Here is a 21257-nt window from a genome sequence, read left to right on the forward strand (position 1 = left end):
GGCTATATCGACGACGTCATCATGCCCCACTCAACCCGGCGCAGAATCTCCAGGGCGCTCAAGAACCTACGCGGAAAACAACTCTCCAATCCCTGGAAAAAACACGACAATATTCCGCTGTGAGCGCCCAAATGTTCTCGAAGATACTGATAGCGAACCGCGGCGAGATCGCCGTTCGGATCATCAAGACCTGCCGCCGGATGGGGATTGCGACGGTGGTGGTCTATTCGGAGGCGGACGCTGACTCGATGGCGGTGGAGCTGGCCGACGAGAGCGTCTTCATCGGCGGCGCGCCGGCGTCCGAGAGCTATCTGGTGGCCGACAAGATCGTGGCGGCCTGCCGCGAGACGGGGGCGGAGGCCGTGCACCCGGGGTTCGGGTTCCTGAGCGAGAACGCCGGGTTCGCGCGGCGGCTGGCGGCCGAGGGGATCGTGTTCATCGGCCCCAACCCTGAAGCCATTGAGGCGATGGGCGACAAGATCGAGAGCAAGAAGTTCGCCGCCCGCGCCGATGTCTCGGTGGTGCCGGGCCATGTCGGTGAGATCGACGACACCGCCCATGCGCTGAAGATCGCCGGCGAGATCGGCTATCCGGTGATGATCAAGGCCAGCGCCGGGGGCGGGGGTAAGGGCATCCGGGTGGCCTGGAAGCCCCAGGACGTCGAGGAGGGATTCCCGGCGGTGCGGGCCGAGGCCAAGGCGAGCTTTGGCGACGACCGGATCTTCATCGAGAAGTTCATCGAGAGCCCGCGGCACATCGAAATCCAGGTGCTGGGCGACAAGCACGGCCATGTGGTGCACCTGTTCGAGCGTGAGTGCTCGATCCAGCGGCGCAACCAGAAGGTCATCGAGGAGGCCCCGAGTCCGCTGCTGGACGCCGCGACCCGCGCGGCGATGGGGGCGCAGGCCGTGGCCCTGGCCCAGGCGGTGAACTACGACAGCGCCGGGACGGTGGAGTTCGTCGCCGGCCAGGATAAGAGCTTCTACTTCCTGGAGATGAACACCCGGCTGCAGGTCGAGCATCCGGTCACCGAGCTGATCACCGGGGTCGACCTGGTCGAGCAGATGATCCGCTCGGCCGCCGGCGAGCCGCTGTCGTTCAGACAGGACGACCTGGCCATCAACGGCTGGGCGATCGAGAGCCGGATCTACGCCGAGGACCCCTATCGCGGCTTCCTGCCCTCGATCGGGCGATTGTCGCGCTACCTGCCGCCGGCCGAGGGATCGGTCGGCGCAGCCATCGTGCGCAACGACGCCGGGGTGCGCGAGGGCGACGAGATCTCGATGTTCTACGACCCGATGATCTCCAAGCTCTCGACCTGGGCGCCGGACCGGCTGGCGGCGATCGACGCCATGGGCCGGGCGCTGGAGGACTTCCACATCGAGGGGCCGGGGCAGAACATCCCGTTCCTGGCCGCGGTGATGGACCAGGAGCGCTTCCGCTCCGGAGCGCTGTCTACCAACTACATCAAGGACGAGTTCCCGGAGGGCTTTGGCGGCGCCGAGCCGACCAGCTTCCAGGCCGACCTGCTGGCGGCGGTGGCCTGCGCCATGCACCGCAAGATCACCGCCCGCTCGGCCCCGCAGCTGGTCCGCGACGAGTGGATCGTGATCATCGGCCCTGATCAGCGGCGGGTGAAGCTGTCGAACGGCGGCGAGGCCTTCGGCGTGACCTTCGACGACGGCCGCGCGCTCAGCCTGACCGACATAGCCTGGCTGCCGGGCCAGCCGCTGTTCCGCGGCGTGCTGGACGGGACGTCCTTCACCGTGGCGGTCAAGCCAGCCCCTGAAGGCTTCGTGATCCGCCACCGGGCCGCCAGCGCCAAGGTGCTGGTGCTGACCCCGCGCTCGGCCGAGCTGCACCGCAAGCTGCCGCCCAAGCAGGCGGCCGACACCTCCAAGCTGATCCTCTCACCGATGCCGGGCCTGGTCGTCACCCTCGACGTCGTCCCCGGCCAGGCGGTGCGGGCCGGACAGGCCGTCGCCGTGGTCGAGGCCATGAAGATGCAGAACATCATCCGCGCCGAGCGCGACGGCCTGGTCAAGACCGTCGGCGCCAAGCCCGGAGACTCCGTCGCCGCCGACGAAGTCCTCGTGGAGTTCGCGTGAGCGCCCAGACCGATTGGGGCGCGCTGTTTTTATCGGCCAATGGCCGCGTGGCCCGCACGCCCTTCCTCATCGCCGCGGCGATCCTGCTAGGCGTGGCGTCGATCTATGAGGCCGTCGTCGGGGTCACCCTGCATTGGCTGACAGGATGGTTCGTCTATCCGGCGCTGATCTATGCAGGCGCCTGCGTGCTGTCCAAGCGCCTGCACGACCGCGGGAAGTCTGGCTGGTGGGCGGCTTTGGTGCTCGCGGCCTTGGTCGCCGTCTGGCCCCAGCCGATCGGGTTCCTGGACTTCCTGTTCGGCGTCTCGCTGATATGGGCCGCCGTCGAGCTGGGCTTACTGGGCGGAGAGGAGGGGGCCAATCGCTATGGTCCCAATCCGCTGAGGCCAGGTTTGGCCGGAACCTGATCAGATCGGCGGCAGGGCGGCCTCCACATCGCCGAACACCTCGCGGAAGCTGGCGCGCAGGGCGTCGTCGGCCTCGTCCATGGTGACCGGTAGACCGAGGTCTACAAGGCTCGTCACGCCGTGCTCGGTCTGACCGCAGGGGACGATGCCGTCGAAGTGGCCCAGGTCGGGCTCGACGTTCAGCGAAATTCCATGGAACGAGACCCAGCGCCGGAGCTTCACGCCGATGGCGGCGATCTTGTCCTCGCGAATCGGCAGGCCGGGCGTGCGGCGCTCGACCCAGACGCCGACGCGGCCGTCACGAATTTCACCATCCACGTTGAAGCGGCCCAGCGCTCCGATCACCCAGGCCTCAAGACTGGCGACGAAGGCGCGAACATCGCGTTGGCGCTTGGTCAGGTCGAGCATGACATAGGCCACGCGCTGGCCGGGGCCGTGATAGGTGAACTGCCCGCCACGGCCCGAGGCGAAGACCGGGAATCGATTCGGATCCAGCAGATCGCCGGGCTTGGCCGAAACTCCGCCCGAATAGAGCGGCGGGTGCTCCAGCAGCCAGACAAGTTCTCCCGCCTGGCCTTCGGCGATCGCCTGGGCGCGCGCCTCCATGGCGGCGACGGCTTCGGGATAAGGCACATGGTCTTTGGAAATCGCCCAACCGACGGGGGCGCCATCCCGGCGGCCGAAGAGCGGGGCGTCTGCGGGTGGGGTTAACGACCGGTCAAGCATGTCAGACTCAATGTGGCGTATCGGGCGAGCTGAACAAGGCTGGCGCCCCCTATGTCTTAGAGTTTCGAGGGCTTTTCGTCTTGGGTCAGGTCAAAGCGGTCAATGTCGAGATATCGGTCGTTCTTGGCCGATCGACGCTGCCGATGCAGCAATTGCTTCGCATGGGGCGGGGCGCGGTGATCCCCCTCGACGCGGGGGTGAACGACGAGGTTTGGATCCTGGCCAACAACCATCCAGTCGCCCGCGGCGAGATTCAGATCAACGACGACCGCATCTCCATCGCCGTGACCCGTGCAGCAGATGTGTATGATTTCATGGCTGGTGGTCAGTAGGCCTTCACAAACCCAAAAGCGTTTGCTAACAGCCGCGCCTCACCACGAGCGGTCGTGGCGGAATTGGTAGACGCGCAGCGTTGAGGTCGCTGTGGGGCAACCCGTGGAAGTTCGAGTCTTCTCGACCGCACCAGTGAAACAAGGTCGTCAACAGCCGGTAGAACAGTCTTAGTCCGAAACAATCAGGGAGGTCCGAATGAGCCGCGAAACGGCTGACCCGACTGAAATTCGCGACAAGACTTCTCCCGAACTGGAAGAAGATCTTGAAGACCTCGCCCTAGGCGAGGACTACGCACTAAACCCGGACTTCGTCGCGATGGTGGTTGACGCCGCCGATCGCGGCGACGCCGAGCGCCTCCGAGATCTGTTGGGGGCGCTGCACCCGGCCGACGTGGCCGACCTGATGGGCTTTCTTTCAGCCGATCATCGCGAAGAAATTCTGGCGCACCTGGCGCCGGAGGCTCTCGCTGAGATTCTTTCCGAACTAGACACTGAGATTCGCGAAGAGGTCCTGGAGACCGTCGCACCGGCGACTCTGGCCAAGGCGCTTGAGGAGCTTGATTCGGACGACGCCGCCGACGTGGTCGATGACCTGGAGGCCGACAAGCGCGTCCAGGTTCTGGCCGCCATGCCGGAGAGCGAGCGGAACGCGATCGAATCATCGCTCGCCTACGAGGATGAGACCGCCGGCCGCTTGATGCAGCGCGAGGTGGTCGCGGCCCCCCAGTTCTGGACCGTCGGCCAGACCATCGACCATTTCCGTAAGAACGGCGACGATCTGCCGGAGCTGTTCTTCGACGTCTATGTGGTCGATCCCAGCTACAGGCCTGTGGGCGCTGCGCCGGTCAGTCACCTGCTGCGCGCCAGGCGCGACACGCCGCTGGCGCAGATCATGGAGCCCGTCACCGAGATCCCGGTCGGAATGGACCAGGAGGAGGTGGCCTACATCTTCGACAAGTATCACCTGATCTCGGCTCCCGTCGTGGAGCCGGGCGGCCGCCTGGTCGGCCAGATCACCGTCGACGATATCGTCGGGGTCATTCAGGACGAGAGCGAGGAAGACATCCTCGCCCTGGCCGGTGTGTCTGACGCCGGTCGGAACGCGCCGGTCATCGACATCATCCGCGCCCGGTTGCCATGGTTGATGATCAACACCGTCACCGCCGCCTTGGCGGCCAGCGTGATCCACGGCTTCGAGGGCGAGATCGCCAAGCTGGTGACCCTGGCGGTGCTGATGCCCATCGTCGCCTCGCTGGGCGGCAACGCCGGCACCCAGGCCCTGGCCGTCGCGGTGCGCGCGCTGGCGAGCAAGGAGCTGTCGGAGGTCAACGCCTACCGGACGGTCTTCCGGGAAATGGCCGTGGGCCTGGCCAATGGCGCGGCGTTGGCCGCCGTCACCGGGCTGGTCGTCTTCTTCCTGTTCAAGGACGTGCGCCTGAGCATCACGTTCGGCCTGGCGCTGATGATCAATCTGTTCGTGGCGTCCCTGGCCGGGGTGCTGGCCCCGTTGACGCTAGAGAAGATGGGCCGCGACCCGGCGGTTTCCTCCTCGGTGTTCGTGACCTTCGCCACCGACTTCACCGGCTTCTTCGCCTTCCTGGGCCTGGCCGCTCTGATCCTGCTTTAAGCGGCCCCTATCTTGCGGGCAAATGCCTGGGCGGGTGCGCCCGTGTGTCAGGATGGGTCAAATTCGACCATGAAACCGCGTTATCAGGTGTCCAGGTCAGCCATCGAGCTGATCAAACGCTTTGAAGGCTACCGCCACAAGTCGGCGCGGCTGGCTGACGGCCGCTGGACGATCGGCTATGGCCACACCCTGACGGCTCGGGAAGGCGCCGAAGTCTCGGAACAGGACGCCGAAGCACTCCTCATCTACGACCTGATCGCGGTCGCCCACTCAGTGAACGAATGGGTCTACACTCCGCTGACCCAGAACCAGTTCGACGCCCTGACCGCGTTCGCCTTCAATATTGGCGTCGATAGCTTCCGCGGCTCGTCGGTCTTGCGCCGCCTTAACGAGGGCGCGCTGATCCAGGCGGCCTGCGCGATGGAGCTTTGGCGCAAGGCCGAGTTCGAAGGTGAGAAGATCGTCGTCGACGCCCTGGTCCGTCGCCGCTCGGCGGAGAAGACGTTGTTCCTGACGCCCAGCAAGGGCTGGGTGCCTGCGCCTTCGCCGCTGCTGCGGCCCAATCTCGACATGGACGCCACGGGCGTGGTGCCGCGCCAGGCGCCGACCGCCCTGACCGCATCGCTGACGGGGCCGGTCGCTATCGTCGAGCATGACGAGGCCGGGCAGGAACGCCCGACGTCGATTGACGAAGGCGATGAACCGAGCCCGGCGACCCAGGCCGCCGCCAGCGTCACCTCCCGGTTGACGAACCTCTTCAACGCCGATGACGCCGCAAACATCCGGTCGGTGGCCGAAGCTGCGCCCCCTCTGCCCCGGCTGATCATCGAGGAGACTTCCGCCGCCGCCCTGGCTCCGTTCCCCCATGCCCTGGGGGAGGAGGCCGAGTTGGACTTCAACCTGACGCCGCCGGAGGATGATCCGGCGCCGAGGGTCACCTATCCGCCGAAGCTCGAGCTGGTGGCCGCGAACGAGTCAGAGCCGACTTTGTTCGATGGCCTGGAAGCCTTGAACGGCGGCCGGCGCCAGCACGTGCTGCCCGAGGCCGAGATCGAATACGAACCGGAGCCTGAACGGGCGTCCTTGCCGCCATTCGAGGATGAGGCCGATGGGCCGCCGATGTTCGACGCCACGCGCCGCCCACGGAAGGCCAAGCCCAGTTTCGCACCGGCGGTCGGGCTGGCCGCGGCCGGCGTGGCGCTGTTCGGCGGATGCCTGTTCTGGGCGATCAATGTGCCCAGCACGACAGATGACGGTGTGTTGGCCCCGGGAACGATCGTCTGGCTGGCCGGCATCGCCGGCGTCGGCCTGATCGGCGTCGCCGTGTACATGATCCTCGATCGGCTCGGACGCTCTGGCGCCGAGGAGCTCGAAGAGCGCGACGAATAGCCACGGCGTCCGGTTTCACCCGCCGGGCGACGCATGCTAACCACGTTTCCATGAAGCGTGTCGTCCTCATCGCGGCGGCCACGAGCGTTCTTACGCTCGGCGGCTGCGCCACCCTGGACGTCCCGGCCTGCCCGGTGGGCCAGGAGCCCATGCGCACGGCTCAGCTGTTCTTTGGTCAGAACATCGGCGCCAAGCCCGGCGTCTCTGAGGCCGCCTTCCGCAAGTTCGTCGATGAGGAACTGACGCCGCGATTTCCAGCCGGCCTGACCGTTCTCGACGGCGGCGGCCAGTGGAAGGGTTCGGAGGACAAGCTGATCCGCGAAGCCTCCAAGGTCGTCGTCCTTGTCCTGCCGAACAATGGCGAGGACTCCCGCAAGCTGAACGAGGCGCGCAAGGCCTACACCCAGCGCTTCCGCCAGGAATCGGTGCTGCTGATCACCCAGGCGGCCTGCGTCGATTTCTAGGCGGGTAGGGCTGCGGCCGTATCTCGAAGGGCGTGAGCGGTCTGCGCATCAGCCGGGAAGAAGGTTTCCAAGGTCAGTTCCGACAGGGTGACGTCGACGGGCGTGCCGAACACCGTCGTCGTGCTGAAAAAGGACAGCAGGCCCGCTGGCGTGTTGAGCTGGAATGGGATGGCCACGCCGCCATATTCGTCCAGCGCCCGGCGCGGCGGCTGGCCGCCCGGGATCGGGTAGGCTCTGAGCTCGGTCAGCAGTTCGCCTAGTCCTGTATCGGCGGTCAGCTCCACCTCGCGGCGCAAGCGGTCCAGAAGATGGGCGCGCCATTCGTGCAGATTGACGATGCGGGGAGCCAGCCCCTTCGGATGCAGGGTCAGGCGCAGCACGTTCAGCGGCGGCTTCAGCAGTTCAGGATCGGCGCCGGCCATCATCGGGGCGATCATGCGGTTGGCGCTGACCAGGTTCCAGCCGCGATCCACCACCAGGGCCGGGTGGGGCTCGTGGCCAGCCAGGATGATCTCCACCGCCTTGCGGGCCGCCGCCAAGGCCGGATCGTCCAGGGACCTTTGCGGGAAAACTGGTGCGAAGCCGGCGGCGACCAGGATCGTGTTGCGCTCACGCAATGGGATTTCCAGCTGATCGGCCAGACGTAGCACCATGTCGCGGCTCGGTTGCGCGCGGCCGGTTTCCACAAAGCTGAGGTGCCGGGTGGAGATTTCTGCGTCCAACGCCAGATCAAGTTGGCTCAGGCGGCGGCGTTGACGCCATTGACGAAGGTGGTCGCCCACCGCGGTTGCTGTCGCGCTCATTTTACCAGCCTAGCGGTGAGGACGCCCTCTCGCCATGACCTGTGAGGTAATGGTCCAGGCGTAGTCGCCGGCCCGTAAAGGCGTGTTGCCAAACCGCACCTTCATTTTATGGTTGAGTCCGGTGATCATCCCCTCATGGCGAGAGCGCCCTCCGGGGACGTGGTCGTACCGAGAGGACGCGGCGATGCCCCAACAGGCGCAGAAGCTCTCTCTATTCGCCCTGACCGCAATGGTGGTCGGGTCCATGGTGGGCGCGGGGATATTCTCCCTGCCGCGAACCTTCGGCGCGGCGACCGGGCCGTTCGGCGCCATCATCGCCTGGTGTATCGCCGGCGGCGGCATGTACATGCTGGCCCGGGTGTTCCAGGCCCTGGCCGAACGCAAACCCGACATGGACGCTGGTGTCTATGCCTACGCCAGGGCCGGGTTCGGCGACTATCCCGGCTTCCTTTCGGCCTTCGGCTACTGGATCGGCAGTTGCATCGGCAACGTCTCCTACTGGGTGCTGATCAAGTCGACGTTGGGGGCCTTTTTCCCGATCTTCGGAGACGGAAACACCGTGGCGGCCATCGCCGTCGCCTCGGTCGGCATCTGGTTGTTCCACTTCATGATCCTGCGCGGCGTCCAGCAGGCGGCGGCCATCAACATGGTGGTGACGATCGCCAAGATCGTGCCGATCCTGGTGTTCATCGGCATCCTGATCTTCGCCTTCAAGGCCGACCTGTTCCGCGCCAATTTCTGGGGCGGAGAGGGGATGCCCGCCGCCAGCCTGTTCAATCAGGTCCGGGCCACGATGCTGGTCACCGTGTTCGTCTTCCTGGGGATCGAGGGGGCCAGCGTCTATTCCCGTTACGCCAAGAAGCGTTCGGATGTCGGGGTGGCGACTATTCTCGGCTTCCTGGGCGTGATCAGCCTGATGGTGCTGGTCACCCTGCTGCCCTACGCCGTGCTGGAACGCGCCGACATCGCCGGTATGCGACAACCTTCGATGGCGGCGGTTCTGGAGGCGGTGGTTGGCCCCTGGGGCGCGGTCTTCGTCAGTGTCGGCCTGCTGATCTCGGTGCTTGGCGCCTACCTCGCCTGGTCGCTGATCTGCGCCGAGGTTCTGTTCACCGCCGCCAAGACCCAGGACATGCCGAAAATCTTTGGCGCCGAAAACAAGAACAAGACGCCCGCGGCGGCGCTCTGGATGACCAACATCATCGTCCAGCTCTTCGTGATCAGCACCTATTTCTCCCGCGACGCCTTCGCCCTGATGCTGAACCTGACCAGCGCCATGTCGCTCGTCCCGTACCTGCTTGTGGCGGGCTACGGCTTCCTGATCGCGGGGCGCGGCGAGACCTATGAGGCGACGCCGGGAATTCGGAACCGCGACCTGGTCTTCTCCGGCGTGGCGGCCCTCTACACCGCCTTCATGATCTTCGCCGGCGGACTGGACCTGCTGTTGCTGTCGGCGGTGCTCTACGCTCCTGGGACGGCGCTCTATGTCTGGGCCAAGCGCGAGCAGGGCAGGCGGGTCTTCACCCCCATCGAGTGGGGCGTTTTCATCCTCACGGCGATTGGCGCGATCGTCGGCCTCTATGGTCTGGCGACCGGCGCCATCACGCTCTAGCCAACGGAGTTTCCATGGCAGACGCGAACCCTCATTCGACCGCGCCGTTCGGCGTTCATTCCGAGGTCGGCCAACTCCGCAAGGTGATGGTCTGCGCGCCCGGGCGTGCGCACCAGCGGTTGACGCCTTCGAACTGCGACACCCTGTTGTTCGACGACGTCTTGCGGGTCGACAACGCCAAGCGCGACCACTTCGATTTCGTGCAGAAGATGCGCGACCGAGGCGTCGATGTCGTCGAGATGCACAACCTGCTGACCGAGACCGTCGCAATTCCGGAGGCGAAGGCCTGGATCCTCGATAATCAGGTGGTCCCCAATCAGATCGGCCTAGGACTGGTGGATGAAATTCGAAGCTATCTGGATGGCCTGCCGGCGCGCGAGCTGGCTGAAACCCTGATTGGCGGCCTATCGACCTTGGAGTTTCCCGAGACACATGGCGGGGAGATGCTGAAGCTGGTCCGCGAGGCGGCCGGCGTCACCGAGTACCTGCTGCCGCCTCTGCCCAACACCCTGTACACGCGTGACACCACCTGCTGGATCTATGGCGGGGTCACCCTGAACCCGCTCTACTGGCCGGCTCGCCACGAGGAGCCGATCCTCACCACGGCGATCTACAGGTTCCATCCCGACTTTGCGGGCAAGGTGAACGTCTGGTGGGGCGACCCCCTTGAGGATCATGGCCTGGCGACGCTTGAGGGCGGCGACGTGATGCCGATCGGCAAGGGCAACGTCCTGATCGGCATGAGCGAACGGACCTCGCGTCAGGCGATCAGCCAGCTCGCCGCGGCTCTGTTCCAGAAGGGCGCGGCTGAACGGGTGATCGTCGCCGCCATGCCCAAGCTGCGGGCGGCGATGCATCTGGACACCGTCTTCACCTTCGCCGATCGGGATTGCGTGCTGATCCACCCGGATATCGTCAACAACATCACCGCCTTCTCCTACCGGCCGGGCGATGGGCCCAGCGGCATCGAATTGCGGAAGGACGACAAGCCCTTCGTCGACGTCGTGGCGGAGTCGTTGGGATTGAAAAAGCTGCGTGTCGTGGAGACCGGCGGGAACGCCTACATGCGCGAGCGAACCCAATGGGACAGTGGGGCCAATCTGGTCTGCGCGTCGCCGGGGGTGGTCTTCGCCTATGACCGGAACACCTACACCAACACGCTGCTGCGCAAGGAAGGCATCGAAGTGGTGACAATCGTCGGGGCCGAGCTCGGCCGTGGACGTGGCGGCGGACACTGCATGACCTGTCCGATCACGCGCGACGCCGTGGATTACTGAGCCCCGTCAGTAGGCGTAGTCCAGATACGCAAAGGGCCGGTCCCCCCGGGGGGACCGGCCCTTCCATTGTCGGACCGCGTCAGCGGCCCGCAACTCGGCGCTTACTTGGAGACCTCGTAAGCGGCAACCCGAGTCGCGGTTTCCACTTGCGGATGAAGACAATGAGACACTGGGTCACCTCCTTTCAGCTGTTGAACAGGACCTCCAATATGGGGGCGGAATTTGGAGTCGCAAACCCTGTTCTTCAATTTCTCGCTGGCGGTCAGGCGATCGTGACCGGGGGGCTTTGGGTCGCCGGATGTCGGCTGGCGTGGCGGCGAAGCTCGGTGACCGGCCGGCCTAGCTTGTCGAGGGCCTCGATGGTCGAGCGATATCCGGCCTCCACCGCCGGCTCGTAGGCTGACCAGTCGCGGATTTCGACGCCGGTCAGATCGGGAGTTATCAGAACGTCTGTCGCCTCGCGCGCCGCCGCCAGATCGCGCCCGGAGGAGACGGTGGCAGCCCGCATCAGCAGGGAGACGATGGGCGGCCCCTTGCGCCATTGGCCCGAGCGGATCCAGCGCCATACGGACTCCGGGCGCGCCACGTCGTCCGCGGTGATCGACCGGCCGCGGCTGACGTCGACGCCGACGATCGGCCCGGGCTGGGACAGCCGCATGATATCGGCCGGGAAGTTCTTCATCACCGCGCCATCGACGAGGACATTGTTGTCCTCGGTGGTCGCTGGCGGCAGGACGCCGGGCAGGGAGATGCTGGCCCGCAGGGCGTCGCGCAGCCGGCCGCTCTTGTGAAGCTGATATGCGCCGGTGGTCAGGTTGGAGGAAATGCAGAAGAACGGCAGCCACAGGTCGGCGATCTCGACGTCGCCAAAGTGCCGCGCCAGTCGTTCGCGCACCTTCTCTCCGCGGGTCATGGCCAGCAGGGGCAGGGCGATGTCGTCTAGCGGGCTGGTGGACACGAACGCGTCGCGGATGCGGGTGTCCATCTCCTCCTTATCCCAGCCCATGGCCAAGCCGGCGGCGATGATGGCGCCCATCGAGACGCCGCAAACGAAGTCTATTGGCACCTTCCGTTCGCGCAGGGCCTGGATCGCGCCGATGTGCGCATAGGCGCGCGCGCCGCCGCCCGACAGCACCAGGCCCACCGACTGTCCGGTGAGCACGCGCGCCAAGCGCTGGATGTCCTCGACATTGTCACGCCGAGCATGGAAGAGCCGCGCCGGCTTCAGGGCGTCCACCCACACCTGTGAGCCTTTCGGCCTTGCCCGCGCGTTCGGTTGGACCAGGATGAGATCGATGAGGTTCTGAGCCTGCAGCGGCTCGGTAGTGTGCGCAAAGCCTTCGAGAGGCGGCGCGGTGTCGCCGCGCGCCACGCGGAACAAGCGGTCAACCTGCCGACCGACAACCTGACGCCATCCGAGATCCTGCGCCTCCGCCGCGTAGAGAACGAAGTCGTAGTTCCGTTCCACCTCGGAGAACCACTCGGTCGGGGCCTGCTGTGCTTCGGAGCCAACAACGGTCACGGAGTAGCCGAGCTGGCCGACCTCGCGGGCGATCTTGTCGACGAGCGAACGGACCGCTGTCGGTTCGCCGGCCGCGACGAAGCCGAACACCGACGGCTCGCCGGTCGAGGCCTTGGTCGCCGCCTGCCGGCTGCGCAGGATCATCAGGCGCGCGAGTTCGGTCATGACCGCCGGGTCGGCTTCGCAGGCCTCGAAAAACACGTCCCGCGGCAGGGCGAATATCTCGGAGTCGCGCAGGGCCACGACCGTTCCGCTGTGGGGTAGGCCGGTGATCAGCGACATCTCGCCCGCCGGTTCACCGGGACGGATCACGCCGAGGAATTGTGGCTCGCCGCCTTCTTCCTTTCGGAACGCGCCCAACCGGCCGGCGCGAAGAAAGTACAGGTGGTCGGCCGCCTCGCCGGCCTCGAAAAGCGTCGCGCCGCCGGGCAGGGCGAACCAGGCGGCGTCGCCCTGGTTCCGCTCTTCATAGAAGAGCCGCGCCAGCGCTGAGTCGCTGGGAATGTCGGGCAGGGTGACCACACGGCCAACCTAGCTTGCGTCGTCGCGGGGGGCTATGGCTTGGCTTGAGCCAAACGCCCCGATCCGGCGTTGTAGCCTCGTACAGGAGTACGCAGCATGACCAATCCTATCGCCGACCCGCTGGTCGAGGTTCCCGACACCGACGCCGCATCAAAGCTGGTGCACATCGAGGCGACGCCCGAAGGCGTCGCGACGGTGACCTTGAACCGCGCGCTGCGGCGCAACGCATTCAACGCCGAGCTGATCGCCGCGCTGCACGAGGCGTTCGAGACCCTGCAGGGCGCCGAGGGCGTGCGCGTGGTGTTCCTGCGGGGCGCGGGCGGGACGTTCAGCGCCGGCGCGGACCTCGAATGGATGCGTGACGCTATCGACCGCACCGAGGCCGACAATCGCGACGATGCCTATCAGATGGCCCGAATGCTGAAGAGCCTCTGGGATATCCCGGCGCTGACCGTCGCCCTAGTCGAGGGTGGGGCGTTTGGCGGCGGCGCTGGCCTCGCCGCGGCCTGCGACATGGCGGTGGCCACGTCCGACGCCAAGTTCAGCTTCTCCGAGGTCCGGCTTGGGATCATCGCGGCGACCATCAGCCCCTATGTCGTGGCGGCCGTCGGCCCGCGTGAAGCGCGTGGCCTGTTCGCGACGGGGCGGCTTTTCGACGCCGCCTATGCCGAGAAGATCGGGTTGGTCACGGAGGTGGTCGCCGACGCTGCGGAACTCGACGCCGCGCGCGACCGGATCGCCACCGACATGACGGCTTGCGCGCCCGGCGCGGTGGCCGAGTCCAAGCGACTGGTCGATGATGTCGCCTATCAACCCATCGAGGACGTGATGGACGAGACCGCCAAGCGGATCGCCCGCATCCGGATCAGCGACGAGGGGCAGGAGGGCGTCCGCGCTTTCCTTGAAAAGCGTAAGCCTTCCTGGGCGCTCTGACGCTTCATGACCCTGCACATGATCAAGCTGGTGGTGGGCTGCGACACCATCGAGGACCTGCTCGCCTGGCACGCGGGCGGAACTCGCCCGTGGGTCATGCACACCCGCCAGACCCCAAAGCGCGCCGCCGAATTGACGGCGGGGGGCTCGCTCTATCGGGTGTTCAAGGGGGTGATCCTATGTCGCCAGCCGATCCTGGCGATCGATACTGTGGGCGAGGGGCCGAACGCGCGGTGCGAGGTGACCGTCGATCCGAACTTCGTGAGGGTCGCGCCAACGCCGCGTCGGGCTTTCCAGGGCTGGCGCTATCTCGAGGTCAAGGATGCGCCGCCGGACCTGTCTAGCGGCGTGGACGGCGACATTCCTCCGGAGCTGGCGCGCCAACTCCGGGAAGCAGGCGCCTGGTAGAGCCTAGACCGCCATGTTGTCGATCAGCCGAGTCTTGCCGATGATCGCCGCCGCTAGAACCCGGGCCGGAACGCTCAGGGGACCGGTCCCTGGATGCGATAGATCGTCGGCGTTGCGCACCTCGAAATAGTCGATCCGCTGGAAGCCGGCGCGTTCCAGCGCAGCCAAGCCCGTGGCCTCGACGCGCTCCACGCTTTCGCCGGCCTTCAGTCGCCGCACCGCGTCGGCCAGCGCGACGTTCATGCGGCCGGCGACCTCGCGCTCTGCCTCGCTCAAATAGGCGTTGCGCGACGAGCGGGCCAAGCCGTCCTCCAGCCGCGCGGTGGGGGCGCCGATGATCTGCACTGGAATGTTCAGGTCGGCGACGACACGCTTGATCACCTGAAGCTGCTGATAGTCCTTCTCGCCGAAGACGGCGACGTCGGGTCCGCATTGGATCAGCAGCTTGGACACCACGGTGGCGACGCCGGCGAAGTGACCGGGGCGTGCGGCGCCGTCAAGCGGCTCGGACACGCCGGTCACACTGACGGTGGTGGCGAACCCGGGCGCGTACATCTCGGCCACGGTGGGCGCGAACAGCAGATCGCAGCCGGCCCCGGCCAGCAGGTCGGCGTCGCGCGCTTCATCGCGCGGGTAGGCGTCGAAGTCCTCATTGGGCCCGAACTGGGTCGGGTTGACGAAGACGCTGGCGACCACCCGGTCGGCTTTTGTCTTGGCCAGGGCGATCAGCGACAGATGCCCGTCATGCAATGCGCCCATTGTGGGTACGAGGGCGACGCGTTCGCCGGCCTGTTTCCAGGCGGCCACCTGGGCGCGGAGATCAGCAACAGTGCGGACGATAGCGATCTGGGGCATGATGGGCTCGCTGTTAGGGGCGAGGGGCTTATGGCGCGGGCCGGGGCTGTCGTCCATTCCATCCACAGGTCGCAGTTGCGTTCGCGTTGACGGAGCGTAGCTGTAAGGTTTCCTTAACGACTAGAATCGGTGCGAAGCCGCCGATTAATCGTGGAGTTTGAATTCGATGTCGCAAGCCAAGGTGATCGTCGTCGGGAACGAGAAGGGCGGGGCGGGCAAGTCCACCATCGCCATTCACGTCGTGGCCGCGCTGATGCATGGCGGAGCCAAGGTGGCGGTGCTGGACCTCGATCTGCGCCAGCAGTCGATGGGACACTTCTTCGCGCACCGGCGCGCCTGGCTCGACGCCAATGGCGCAGTCGCCCCCATGCCGCTGGAATATCCGCTGAGCGCGGACCTAGCCAAGGTCCCGGACGCCGAGGCGATGGCCCATTTCGAGGATGCGTTCGGCAAGGCCTCCGAGGCCGCCGACTTCGTCTTGATCGACACCCCCGGCGGCGACACAGCCATCAGCCGGGCCGCGCATGGCTTGGCCGACCTGATCGTGACGCCCATGAACGACAGTTTCGTCGACTTCGACATGCTGGGCCTGGTCGATCCGGTGACGCTCGATCTGAAGCGCCCCAGCCTCTATTCCGAGACCGTCTGGAACAGCCGCAAGGCCCGCGCCGTCGCCTCGGGCAAGTCGATTGACTGGGTCGTGCTGCGCAACCGCCTGGCGCCGACCGAGGCGCGTAACCGAAAGCGCCTGGATGAACGCGTCCAGGCCCTGTCGCGCCGGGTCGGCTTCCGCGTCGGCCCTGGCCTGCGCGACCGGGTGATCTATCGCGAGCTATTCCCATTCGGCCTGACCATCGCCGACCTGTCCCCGACCATCCGTCCTGTGGCCATGTCGCTGCAGCATGTAGCCGCGCGCCAGGAACTGCGGGCGCTCGTTGGGTCGCTGGGTCTGTCGGGGCCAGCCGGCGAAGAACTCCTGGCGGCGCAGTAGCCGCTCGATCTCATGACCTATCTCGCGATCGGCTGCGCCATACTGGTGCTGCTTCTGTGGGCGAGCCGAGGCAAGCCGGTCTTGAAGCGTCGTGAGTGGCGGTTCCTGGCCGGAGCCTTCGCCGTCGCCTGCTTTGCAGCGGCGGCCTATGTCGGCATCCGCGGCGGCTGGGGGAAGTCGATCGTTCTTGTGGTCATAGGCCTGGGGCTTGTGGTCTCGACCCGCCGCACAGGCATCGCCCCGCCCGCCGGTAGCAACAAGATCGGCGACGCCGAGGCCCGGTCGATCCTGGGGGTGGGCGCGGAGGCCAGTCATGAGGAAATTCGCGCGGCCTATTCGCGGCTCATGCGCATGGCTCATCCCGACAAGGGCGGGACGAGCGGCCTGGCCGCGCAGCTAAACGCGGCCAGGGATCGTCTCTTGAAGAAGTAGCCTAGGTGGGCTTCACAACCATGCAGGCCAGACGCTTGGCCTTTAGGGCCTGGCAGGCGTCCTTTGCGCTGGCTTCGCTATAGCCGGTGAAGCGGACGCGATAGGAGCCGCCCACCTTGTTTCCGATGGCGCCGCGAGCCGGCTCGAAGTGCTTGCCGAAGCGCTTGGTCACCAGGGCCAGCTGTTCCTTGGCGTCGGACTTCGACTTGAAGGCGCCGACCTGGACGGCCCACTTGCCGGCCGACTTCTTCGAACCACGCAGCGCCGAGGATTCTTCGACCAGCTTGGTGCGCGAGGCGGCGGGGGAGGGCTTGGCCGACGCCAGAACGATCTTCAGCCCATCCTGGTCATTGTCGCCTTGTTCCATCGACGGCCGCACGACAGGGCCACGGGGCTCAGGCTCGAACAGGTTCTGGGCAACGGTGATTTTTTCGCCGCGGTCGCGACGGTTCATCACGTCAAAACCAGTGAGGATCAGGTCTTCGGCGTTGTTGTTGCGGATGGCGGTGGAGGGCGCGCCCAGCACGACGGTGATCAGGCGGCGGTTATCGCGCACGGCCGAAACCGCGATGTTGAAGCCCGAGGCGTTGGTGTAGCCGGTCTTCAAGCCGTCGACGCCAGGCATGCGGCCGAGTAGGCCGTTGTGATTGCGCATGGTCACGCCGCGGAACGTAAAGCTCTGCTGGCTGAACAGCTTGTAGTACTGTGGGTAGTCCCGCATCACCGCGCGCGACAGGATGGCGATGTCGCGGGCCGTGGAGATCTGGCGGCTGTCGGGCAGACCCGACGCGTTGACGAACCGGGTGTTGCGCATGCCCAGTTCCTGGGCGCGCAGGGTCATCATGGCGGCGAAGCGGGCTTCGGAACCCCCCAGCTTTTCAGCCAGGGCGACGGCGATGTCGTTGGCCGACTTGATGGCCAGGGCCTGCATGGCCTGCTCGACCGTCAGGGTCTCGCCGGGACGAAGGCCTAGCTTGGTCGGGGACTGGGCGGCGGCGCGCGGAGATATCTCGACCGGATCGCTCAGCTTGATCCGACCGGACTGCAACGCCTCGAACGCCAGATACAAAGTCATCACTTTCGTGATCGACGCGGGATACCGAGGGCTGTCTGCGCGTTTGGCATACAGAACCTCCCCGGTCTTTGCGTCGACGACAACCGCGGCGTACTTCGGCTGGCTTTCGGGCAGCTGGAGATATGGGATCTGGGCCTGGGCGGTCGAAGCCACCGGCGCGACAGCGGTCGCGGCGGCTATGGCGATTGACGCAAGCAGGCGGCGGGCGCGCTCGAACATACGGTTCGTCCGTCGTTACAAGGGGTTGGGCGACGCAGCGCCGCCTTGGAAGAATCCTAACATGACAGCCTGAGCCTTGCGTGATGGTAAACAGGACTTGAACGAGCCGTTTTGTCGCGGCGATTTCGATCAACACTCGCGTGATGAGCGATTGTGCACTGCAACAAAGTCGCTTGACTGCTGCACTGCAACATGAGAAAACCCTGTTCGAAATTTGAGGCTATCCCGTCCCCCGTTTGCGCTGCGGCGACCGCCGCCCAACCTCGATCCAGGAGCCCGTCATGGCCGCTGAAACCGTCAAGAACACCGTCGAACAGTTCACCACCGCCGGCAACGTCGCGTTCAAGGACGCCGTTGAGAAGTCGCTAGCCTCGCTGAACGAGGTCAACGCCCATTCCAAGAAGAACCTCGAAGCCGTCATCGCTTCGGTGACCGCTTCGACCAAGGGCGCTGAAGCCCTCGGCGCGCAGGCGATGGCCTATTCCAAGAAGGCCGTCGAAAGCCAAGTGGCCGCCGCCAAGTCGCTGTCCGGCGCCAAGTCGATTCAGGAAGTGGTCGAGCTGCAAACCACCTTCGCCAAGTCGGCCCTCGAAGCGTACATGGCCGAGTTCTCGAAGATGTCGGAGATCGTGTCGGCTTCGGTGAAGGACTCGGTGAAGCCGCTTAACGAGCGCGTCACCGCCGCCGTCGAGCGCCTCCAAGCCGCTCGCTAAGAACCTCCAGTCGCCTCGCGTATCTGAGGCATCTCCCCTGGAAGGGCCCGCGTCATTCATGGCGCGGGCCTTTTCTCTTTTCGGGCTCCGGTCCGAGCGTTAGACCTTCGGTATGTCCCAGGTCGAAGAACGTCTCGCCGCGCTCGGAATCACGCTGCCGCAGCCCAACCCGCCCGTCGCCAACTACGTGCCCTTTGTCCGGGCCGGAAACTTGGTTCACATCTCCGGCCAGGTTTCACTCGACGCCGGCGGCGGTGTGCGCGGCATCGTTGGCGAGGATGTCGATCTGGAGGCCGCCAAGGGCGCGGCGCGGATCTGCGGAATCAACCTGCTGGCCCAGATGCGCGCGGCCTGCGACGGCGATCTCGATCGTGTTGTTCGCGTGGTGAAGCTAGGCGGCTTCGTCCAGTCCGGCCCTGAGTTCTTCGATATTCCCCAGGTCGTGAACGGCGCTTCGGACCTGATGGTCGCGGCGTTCGGCGACGCCGGAAAGCACGCGCGCTCGGCGGTGGGCGTCTACCGCCTGCCGCTCAACTTCGCCGTCGAGGTCGACGCCGTGGTGGAAGTTCGGTGAAGAACACCTTCGGCGAAAGCTGGGATCTGTTGTTTCACCCGCCGGTGGCGCACCGCGGGCTGTGGTCTCCGGACGGCGCGCCGGAGAACTCGCTTGGCGCTTTTCAGGCGGCCTGTCAGGCCGGCTACGGCGTCGAGCTCGATGTCCAGCTTTCGGCTGACGGCGAGGCGGTGGTCTTTCATGACGACCATCTGAAGCGCATGACCGGAGCCGAGGGCCGAATACGCGACTACAGCGTCGATGATCTGGCGCAGATGCGGCTGGCCGGTACGGAGGAATATGTACCGACCCTGTTGGAGACCCTGGCGGTCATTGGCCGGCGCGCCATGGTCCATGTCGAGTTGAAGACGCCATATGGCGAAGTCGGGCCTTTGGAGCAGCGTGTCCACGAGGTGCTGATGGACCATGTGGGTCCTACCTGTGTGATCGGCTTCAATCCCTATTCCCACGCCTGGTTCGCCGACCGGTTCCCCGGCGTGCTGCGCGGCCTCGACAGCTATGACTACAAACGCGCGCCGCATCTGGCCGAGGTGCAGCGCGAATCGTTCGCTCGGCTCGAGCATGTGGCGATCGCGCGGCCGCACTTCCTGGCCATGCATATCGACATGCTTCCGGACGAGCGGGTCGCGAAGTATCGCGCCGATGGGATGCCGGTGGTCTGTTGGACAGTGCGGGAACCGGGCCAGTGGGACGCAGTGAAGGATCACTGCGATAATCTCATTTTTGAGGGCTTCGCCGCGTGAGCCTCAAGCCGGCGGTGCAAATCAGCCGCCGTATCGCCGAAATCGGGCGAGAGGCGTGGGATGGCTGCGCGAGGAATCCTGCCTATCAGGGCAACCCCTTTGTCTCCTTTGATTTTCTCGACATCGTCGAGGAGGCCAATTGCGCCGTCGAGCGCACCGGCTGGGGTCCCCAGCACCTATCGGTTCTGGATGAGGCAGGGCAGGTGGCGGCGGTCATGCCGGCCTATCTGAAATCCCACAGCCAGGGCGAATACGTCTTCGACCATGCCTGGGCCGACGCCTACGAGCGGGCCGGGGGTCGCTACTATCCCAAGCTGATATCGGCCGCGCCGTTCACGCCGGCCACCGGACCGCGCCTGCTGGTGCGGCCCGATGTCGACGCGCAGGAGGCCTGGCCGCTGCTGCTCGGCGGCGCCCTGGCGCTGTGCGAGCGCTATGAGGCGTCATCCTTCCACGTGAATTTTCCGACCCAGCAAGAGTGGTCGTGGATGGGCGAGCAGGGCCTCTCCCTGCGCCAGGGCCGCCAGTATCATTGGGAAAATCGCGGCTACGCGACCTTTGACGACTTCCTTGGCGCGCTGTCTTCGGGGCGTCGCAAGACCATCCGAAGGGAGCGCCGCGAGGCCCAGGGGCAGGTTGAGATCTTCTCCCTGACCGGGAGCCAGATCACCGAGGATCACTGGGACGCCTTCTTCGCCTTTTACATGGACACCGGTTCGCGCAAATGGGGCCGGCCCTATCTGAATCGATTGTTCTTCTCGCTGCTCGGCGAGCGAATGGCGGAACGGGTGCTGCTGGTGATGGCGCGGCGTGACGGCCGCTGGATCGCCGGCGCCCTGAACCTGATCGGCGATGATTGCCTTTACGGGCGCAATTGGGGCTGCGTTGAGGAGGTGCCGTTCCTCCACTTCGAGCTTTGCTATTACCAGGCCATCGACTTCGCGATCTCGCGCGGTCTGGCTCGGGTGGAGGCCGGGGCCCAGGGTGAGCACAAGATCGCTCGCGGCTATCTGCCCAGCCCTGTCTACTCGACGCACTTCATCGCTGATCCGCGCCTGCGCGCGCCGGTCGAGGACTTCCTGCAACGGGAGCGCGAAGCGGTGGAGGGGGAAATGGAGTGGCTGGCTGACGAGTACTCGCCGTTTAGGCAGGGCGACTAGTCGAGTGCGGAGCCAGCCCTGGTTCCGTCTCCGGAGCCTATGGGCTACCACCGTCTCACCAGTTTTGAGGAGCGCGCGATGAGCCTGGACGGGACCTACGAGGACGGCAACATCTTCGCCAAGATTCTGCGGGGCGAGATGCCTTGCGCCAAGGTGTTCGAGGACGGCGAGGTCTTCGCCTTCATGGACGTGTTTCCGCAGAGCCGCGGCCATACGCTGGTGATCCCCAAGCACTCCACGGCGCGCAATCTGCTGGAGGAGGATCCCGCGGTCCTGGCGCCCCTGATCCTGGGCGTGCAGCGCGTCACGCGGGCGGTGCGTTCGGCGCTCAATCCGGACGGCATCGTGGTCACCCAGTTCAACGG

23 protein-coding genes and 1 tRNA gene are annotated in these 21257 nt (G+C 65.8%); 19 read left to right on the forward strand and 5 right to left on the reverse strand.

Annotation, left to right across the window (positions count from 1 at the left end):
- From Q8M13_RS01975 to Q8M13_RS01985, 3 genes are all read left to right on the forward strand, one after another.
- On the forward strand, window positions 1-123 hold a 123-nt coding region (locus Q8M13_RS01975; RefSeq protein ID WP_305297965.1), incomplete at its 5' end, for a hypothetical protein.
- 8 nt (window positions 124-131) lie between these two features.
- On the forward strand, window positions 132-2108 hold the full coding sequence (locus Q8M13_RS01980; protein ID WP_305297945.1) for an acetyl/propionyl/methylcrotonyl-CoA carboxylase subunit alpha: 1977 nt from the start codon (window positions 132-134) through the stop codon (window positions 2106-2108).
- Window positions 2105-2515 (forward strand): DUF805 domain-containing protein, encoded by a 411-nt coding sequence (locus tag Q8M13_RS01985; RefSeq protein WP_305297946.1) that lies wholly within the window; start codon window positions 2105-2107, stop codon window positions 2513-2515. The genes Q8M13_RS01980 and Q8M13_RS01985 overlap by 4 nt, the downstream gene beginning before the upstream one ends.
- On the opposite strand, the gene lipB is transcribed toward Q8M13_RS01985, so the two are convergent.
- Window positions 2516-3241 (reverse strand): lipoyl(octanoyl) transferase LipB, encoded by a 726-nt coding sequence (gene lipB, locus Q8M13_RS01990; protein WP_305297947.1) that lies wholly within the window; start codon window positions 3239-3241, stop codon window positions 2516-2518. It lies immediately after the preceding gene.
- Between the two features lie 29 nt (window positions 3242-3270).
- Here lipB and Q8M13_RS01995 point away from each other — a divergent pair, with 29 nt between their 5' ends.
- The 5 genes from Q8M13_RS01995 (at window position 3271) to Q8M13_RS02015 (ending at window position 7053) form a co-directional block, all read left to right on the forward strand.
- Entirely contained in the window at window positions 3271-3573 is a 303-nt protein-coding gene (locus Q8M13_RS01995) for a FliM/FliN family flagellar motor switch protein (RefSeq protein WP_305297966.1), read from the forward strand.
- A gap of 48 nt (window positions 3574-3621) precedes the next feature.
- A tRNA-Leu gene (locus Q8M13_RS02000) sits at window positions 3622-3706 on the forward strand.
- A gap of 63 nt (window positions 3707-3769) precedes the next feature.
- Window positions 3770-5200, forward strand: a complete 1431-nt coding sequence (mgtE, locus tag Q8M13_RS02005) for a magnesium transporter (RefSeq protein ID WP_305297948.1) — start codon at window positions 3770-3772, stop codon at window positions 5198-5200.
- A 69-nt stretch (window positions 5201-5269) separates the two neighbouring features.
- Complete coding sequence (locus Q8M13_RS02010; protein ID WP_305297949.1) at window positions 5270-6589, forward strand: glycoside hydrolase family protein; 1320 nt, start codon at window positions 5270-5272, stop codon at window positions 6587-6589.
- Window positions 6590-6639: 50 nt separating this feature from the next.
- On the forward strand, window positions 6640-7053 hold the full coding sequence (locus tag Q8M13_RS02015; protein ID WP_305297950.1) for a DUF3574 domain-containing protein: 414 nt from the start codon (window positions 6640-6642) through the stop codon (window positions 7051-7053).
- Here Q8M13_RS02015 and Q8M13_RS02020 read toward each other — a convergent pair.
- Entirely contained in the window at window positions 7050-7856 is an 807-nt protein-coding gene (locus Q8M13_RS02020) for a helix-turn-helix domain-containing protein (RefSeq protein ID WP_305297951.1), read from the reverse strand. The genes Q8M13_RS02015 and Q8M13_RS02020 overlap by 4 nt on opposite strands.
- A 184-nt stretch (window positions 7857-8040) precedes the next feature.
- Between Q8M13_RS02020 and Q8M13_RS02025 the strand changes: the two genes are divergently transcribed.
- Together Q8M13_RS02025 and arcA are read left to right on the forward strand one after the other, a co-directional pair.
- Window positions 8041-9468, forward strand: a complete 1428-nt coding sequence (locus tag Q8M13_RS02025) for a basic amino acid/polyamine antiporter (RefSeq protein ID WP_305297952.1) — start codon at window positions 8041-8043, stop codon at window positions 9466-9468.
- A 14-nt stretch (window positions 9469-9482) separates the two neighbouring features.
- Window positions 9483-10745: an arginine deiminase gene (gene arcA, locus Q8M13_RS02030; RefSeq protein ID WP_305297953.1), complete on the forward strand. Its 1263-nt coding sequence runs from the start codon at window positions 9483-9485 to the stop codon at window positions 10743-10745.
- 262 nt (window positions 10746-11007) lie between these two features.
- Here arcA and Q8M13_RS02035 read toward each other — a convergent pair whose 3' ends face one another.
- Window positions 11008-12789, reverse strand: a complete 1782-nt coding sequence (locus Q8M13_RS02035; RefSeq protein ID WP_305297954.1) for a patatin-like phospholipase family protein — start codon at window positions 12787-12789, stop codon at window positions 11008-11010.
- Between the two features lie 96 nt (window positions 12790-12885).
- Here Q8M13_RS02035 and Q8M13_RS02040 point away from each other — a divergent pair, with 96 nt between their 5' ends.
- Both Q8M13_RS02040 and Q8M13_RS02045 read left to right on the forward strand, forming a co-directional pair.
- Window positions 12886-13722 carry an enoyl-CoA hydratase-related protein gene (locus tag Q8M13_RS02040; protein WP_305297955.1) on the forward strand — a complete coding sequence of 279 codons (837 nt, stop codon included), beginning with the start codon at window positions 12886-12888 and terminating at the stop codon, window positions 13720-13722.
- A gap of 6 nt (window positions 13723-13728) precedes the next feature.
- Window positions 13729-14130, forward strand: a complete 402-nt coding sequence (locus Q8M13_RS02045; RefSeq protein ID WP_305297956.1) for a DUF1489 family protein — start codon at window positions 13729-13731, stop codon at window positions 14128-14130.
- A 3-nt stretch (window positions 14131-14133) separates the two neighbouring features.
- Here Q8M13_RS02045 and panC read toward each other — a convergent pair whose 3' ends face one another.
- Window positions 14134-14985, reverse strand: coding sequence for a pantoate--beta-alanine ligase (gene panC, locus Q8M13_RS02050; protein ID WP_305297957.1), 852 nt, complete (start codon window positions 14983-14985; stop codon window positions 14134-14136).
- 166 nt (window positions 14986-15151) lie between these two features.
- On the opposite strand from panC, the gene Q8M13_RS02055 reads away from it, so the two are divergent.
- Complete coding sequence (locus Q8M13_RS02055) at window positions 15152-15976, forward strand: division plane positioning ATPase MipZ (protein WP_305297958.1); 825 nt, start codon at window positions 15152-15154, stop codon at window positions 15974-15976.
- Window positions 15977-15988: 12 nt separating this feature from the next.
- A complete protein-coding gene (locus tag Q8M13_RS02060) occupies window positions 15989-16408 on the forward strand; it encodes a DnaJ domain-containing protein (RefSeq protein ID WP_305297959.1) in 420 nt (139 codons plus the stop codon).
- Between the two features lies 1 nt (window position 16409).
- On the opposite strand, the gene Q8M13_RS02065 is transcribed toward Q8M13_RS02060, so the two are convergent.
- A complete protein-coding gene (locus Q8M13_RS02065) occupies window positions 16410-17702 on the reverse strand; it encodes a D-alanyl-D-alanine carboxypeptidase (protein WP_305297960.1) in 1293 nt (430 codons plus the stop codon).
- A 281-nt stretch (window positions 17703-17983) separates the two neighbouring features.
- Between Q8M13_RS02065 and Q8M13_RS02070 the strand changes: the two genes are divergently transcribed.
- The 5 genes from Q8M13_RS02070 to Q8M13_RS02090 form a co-directional block, all read left to right on the forward strand.
- Window positions 17984-18415, forward strand: a complete 432-nt coding sequence (locus Q8M13_RS02070) for a phasin family protein (protein ID WP_305297961.1) — start codon at window positions 17984-17986, stop codon at window positions 18413-18415.
- A 112-nt stretch (window positions 18416-18527) separates the two neighbouring features.
- Complete coding sequence (locus Q8M13_RS02075) at window positions 18528-18989, forward strand: RidA family protein (protein WP_305297962.1); 462 nt, start codon at window positions 18528-18530, stop codon at window positions 18987-18989.
- Window positions 18986-19732 (forward strand): glycerophosphodiester phosphodiesterase family protein, encoded by a 747-nt coding sequence (locus Q8M13_RS02080; RefSeq protein ID WP_305297963.1) that lies wholly within the window; start codon window positions 18986-18988, stop codon window positions 19730-19732. The genes Q8M13_RS02075 and Q8M13_RS02080 overlap by 4 nt, the downstream gene beginning before the upstream one ends.
- A complete protein-coding gene (locus tag Q8M13_RS02085; RefSeq protein WP_305297964.1) occupies window positions 19729-20892 on the forward strand; it encodes a GNAT family N-acetyltransferase in 1164 nt (387 codons plus the stop codon). Before Q8M13_RS02080 ends, Q8M13_RS02085 begins: the two co-directional genes overlap by 4 nt.
- Before the next feature lie 78 nt (window positions 20893-20970).
- On the forward strand, window positions 20971-21257 hold a 287-nt coding region (locus Q8M13_RS02090), incomplete at its 3' end, for an HIT domain-containing protein (RefSeq protein ID WP_305297967.1).

This window comes from Phenylobacterium sp. (assembly GCF_030681155.1).
In the GTDB taxonomy this organism is placed as follows: Bacteria; Pseudomonadota; Alphaproteobacteria; order Caulobacterales; family Caulobacteraceae; genus Phenylobacterium.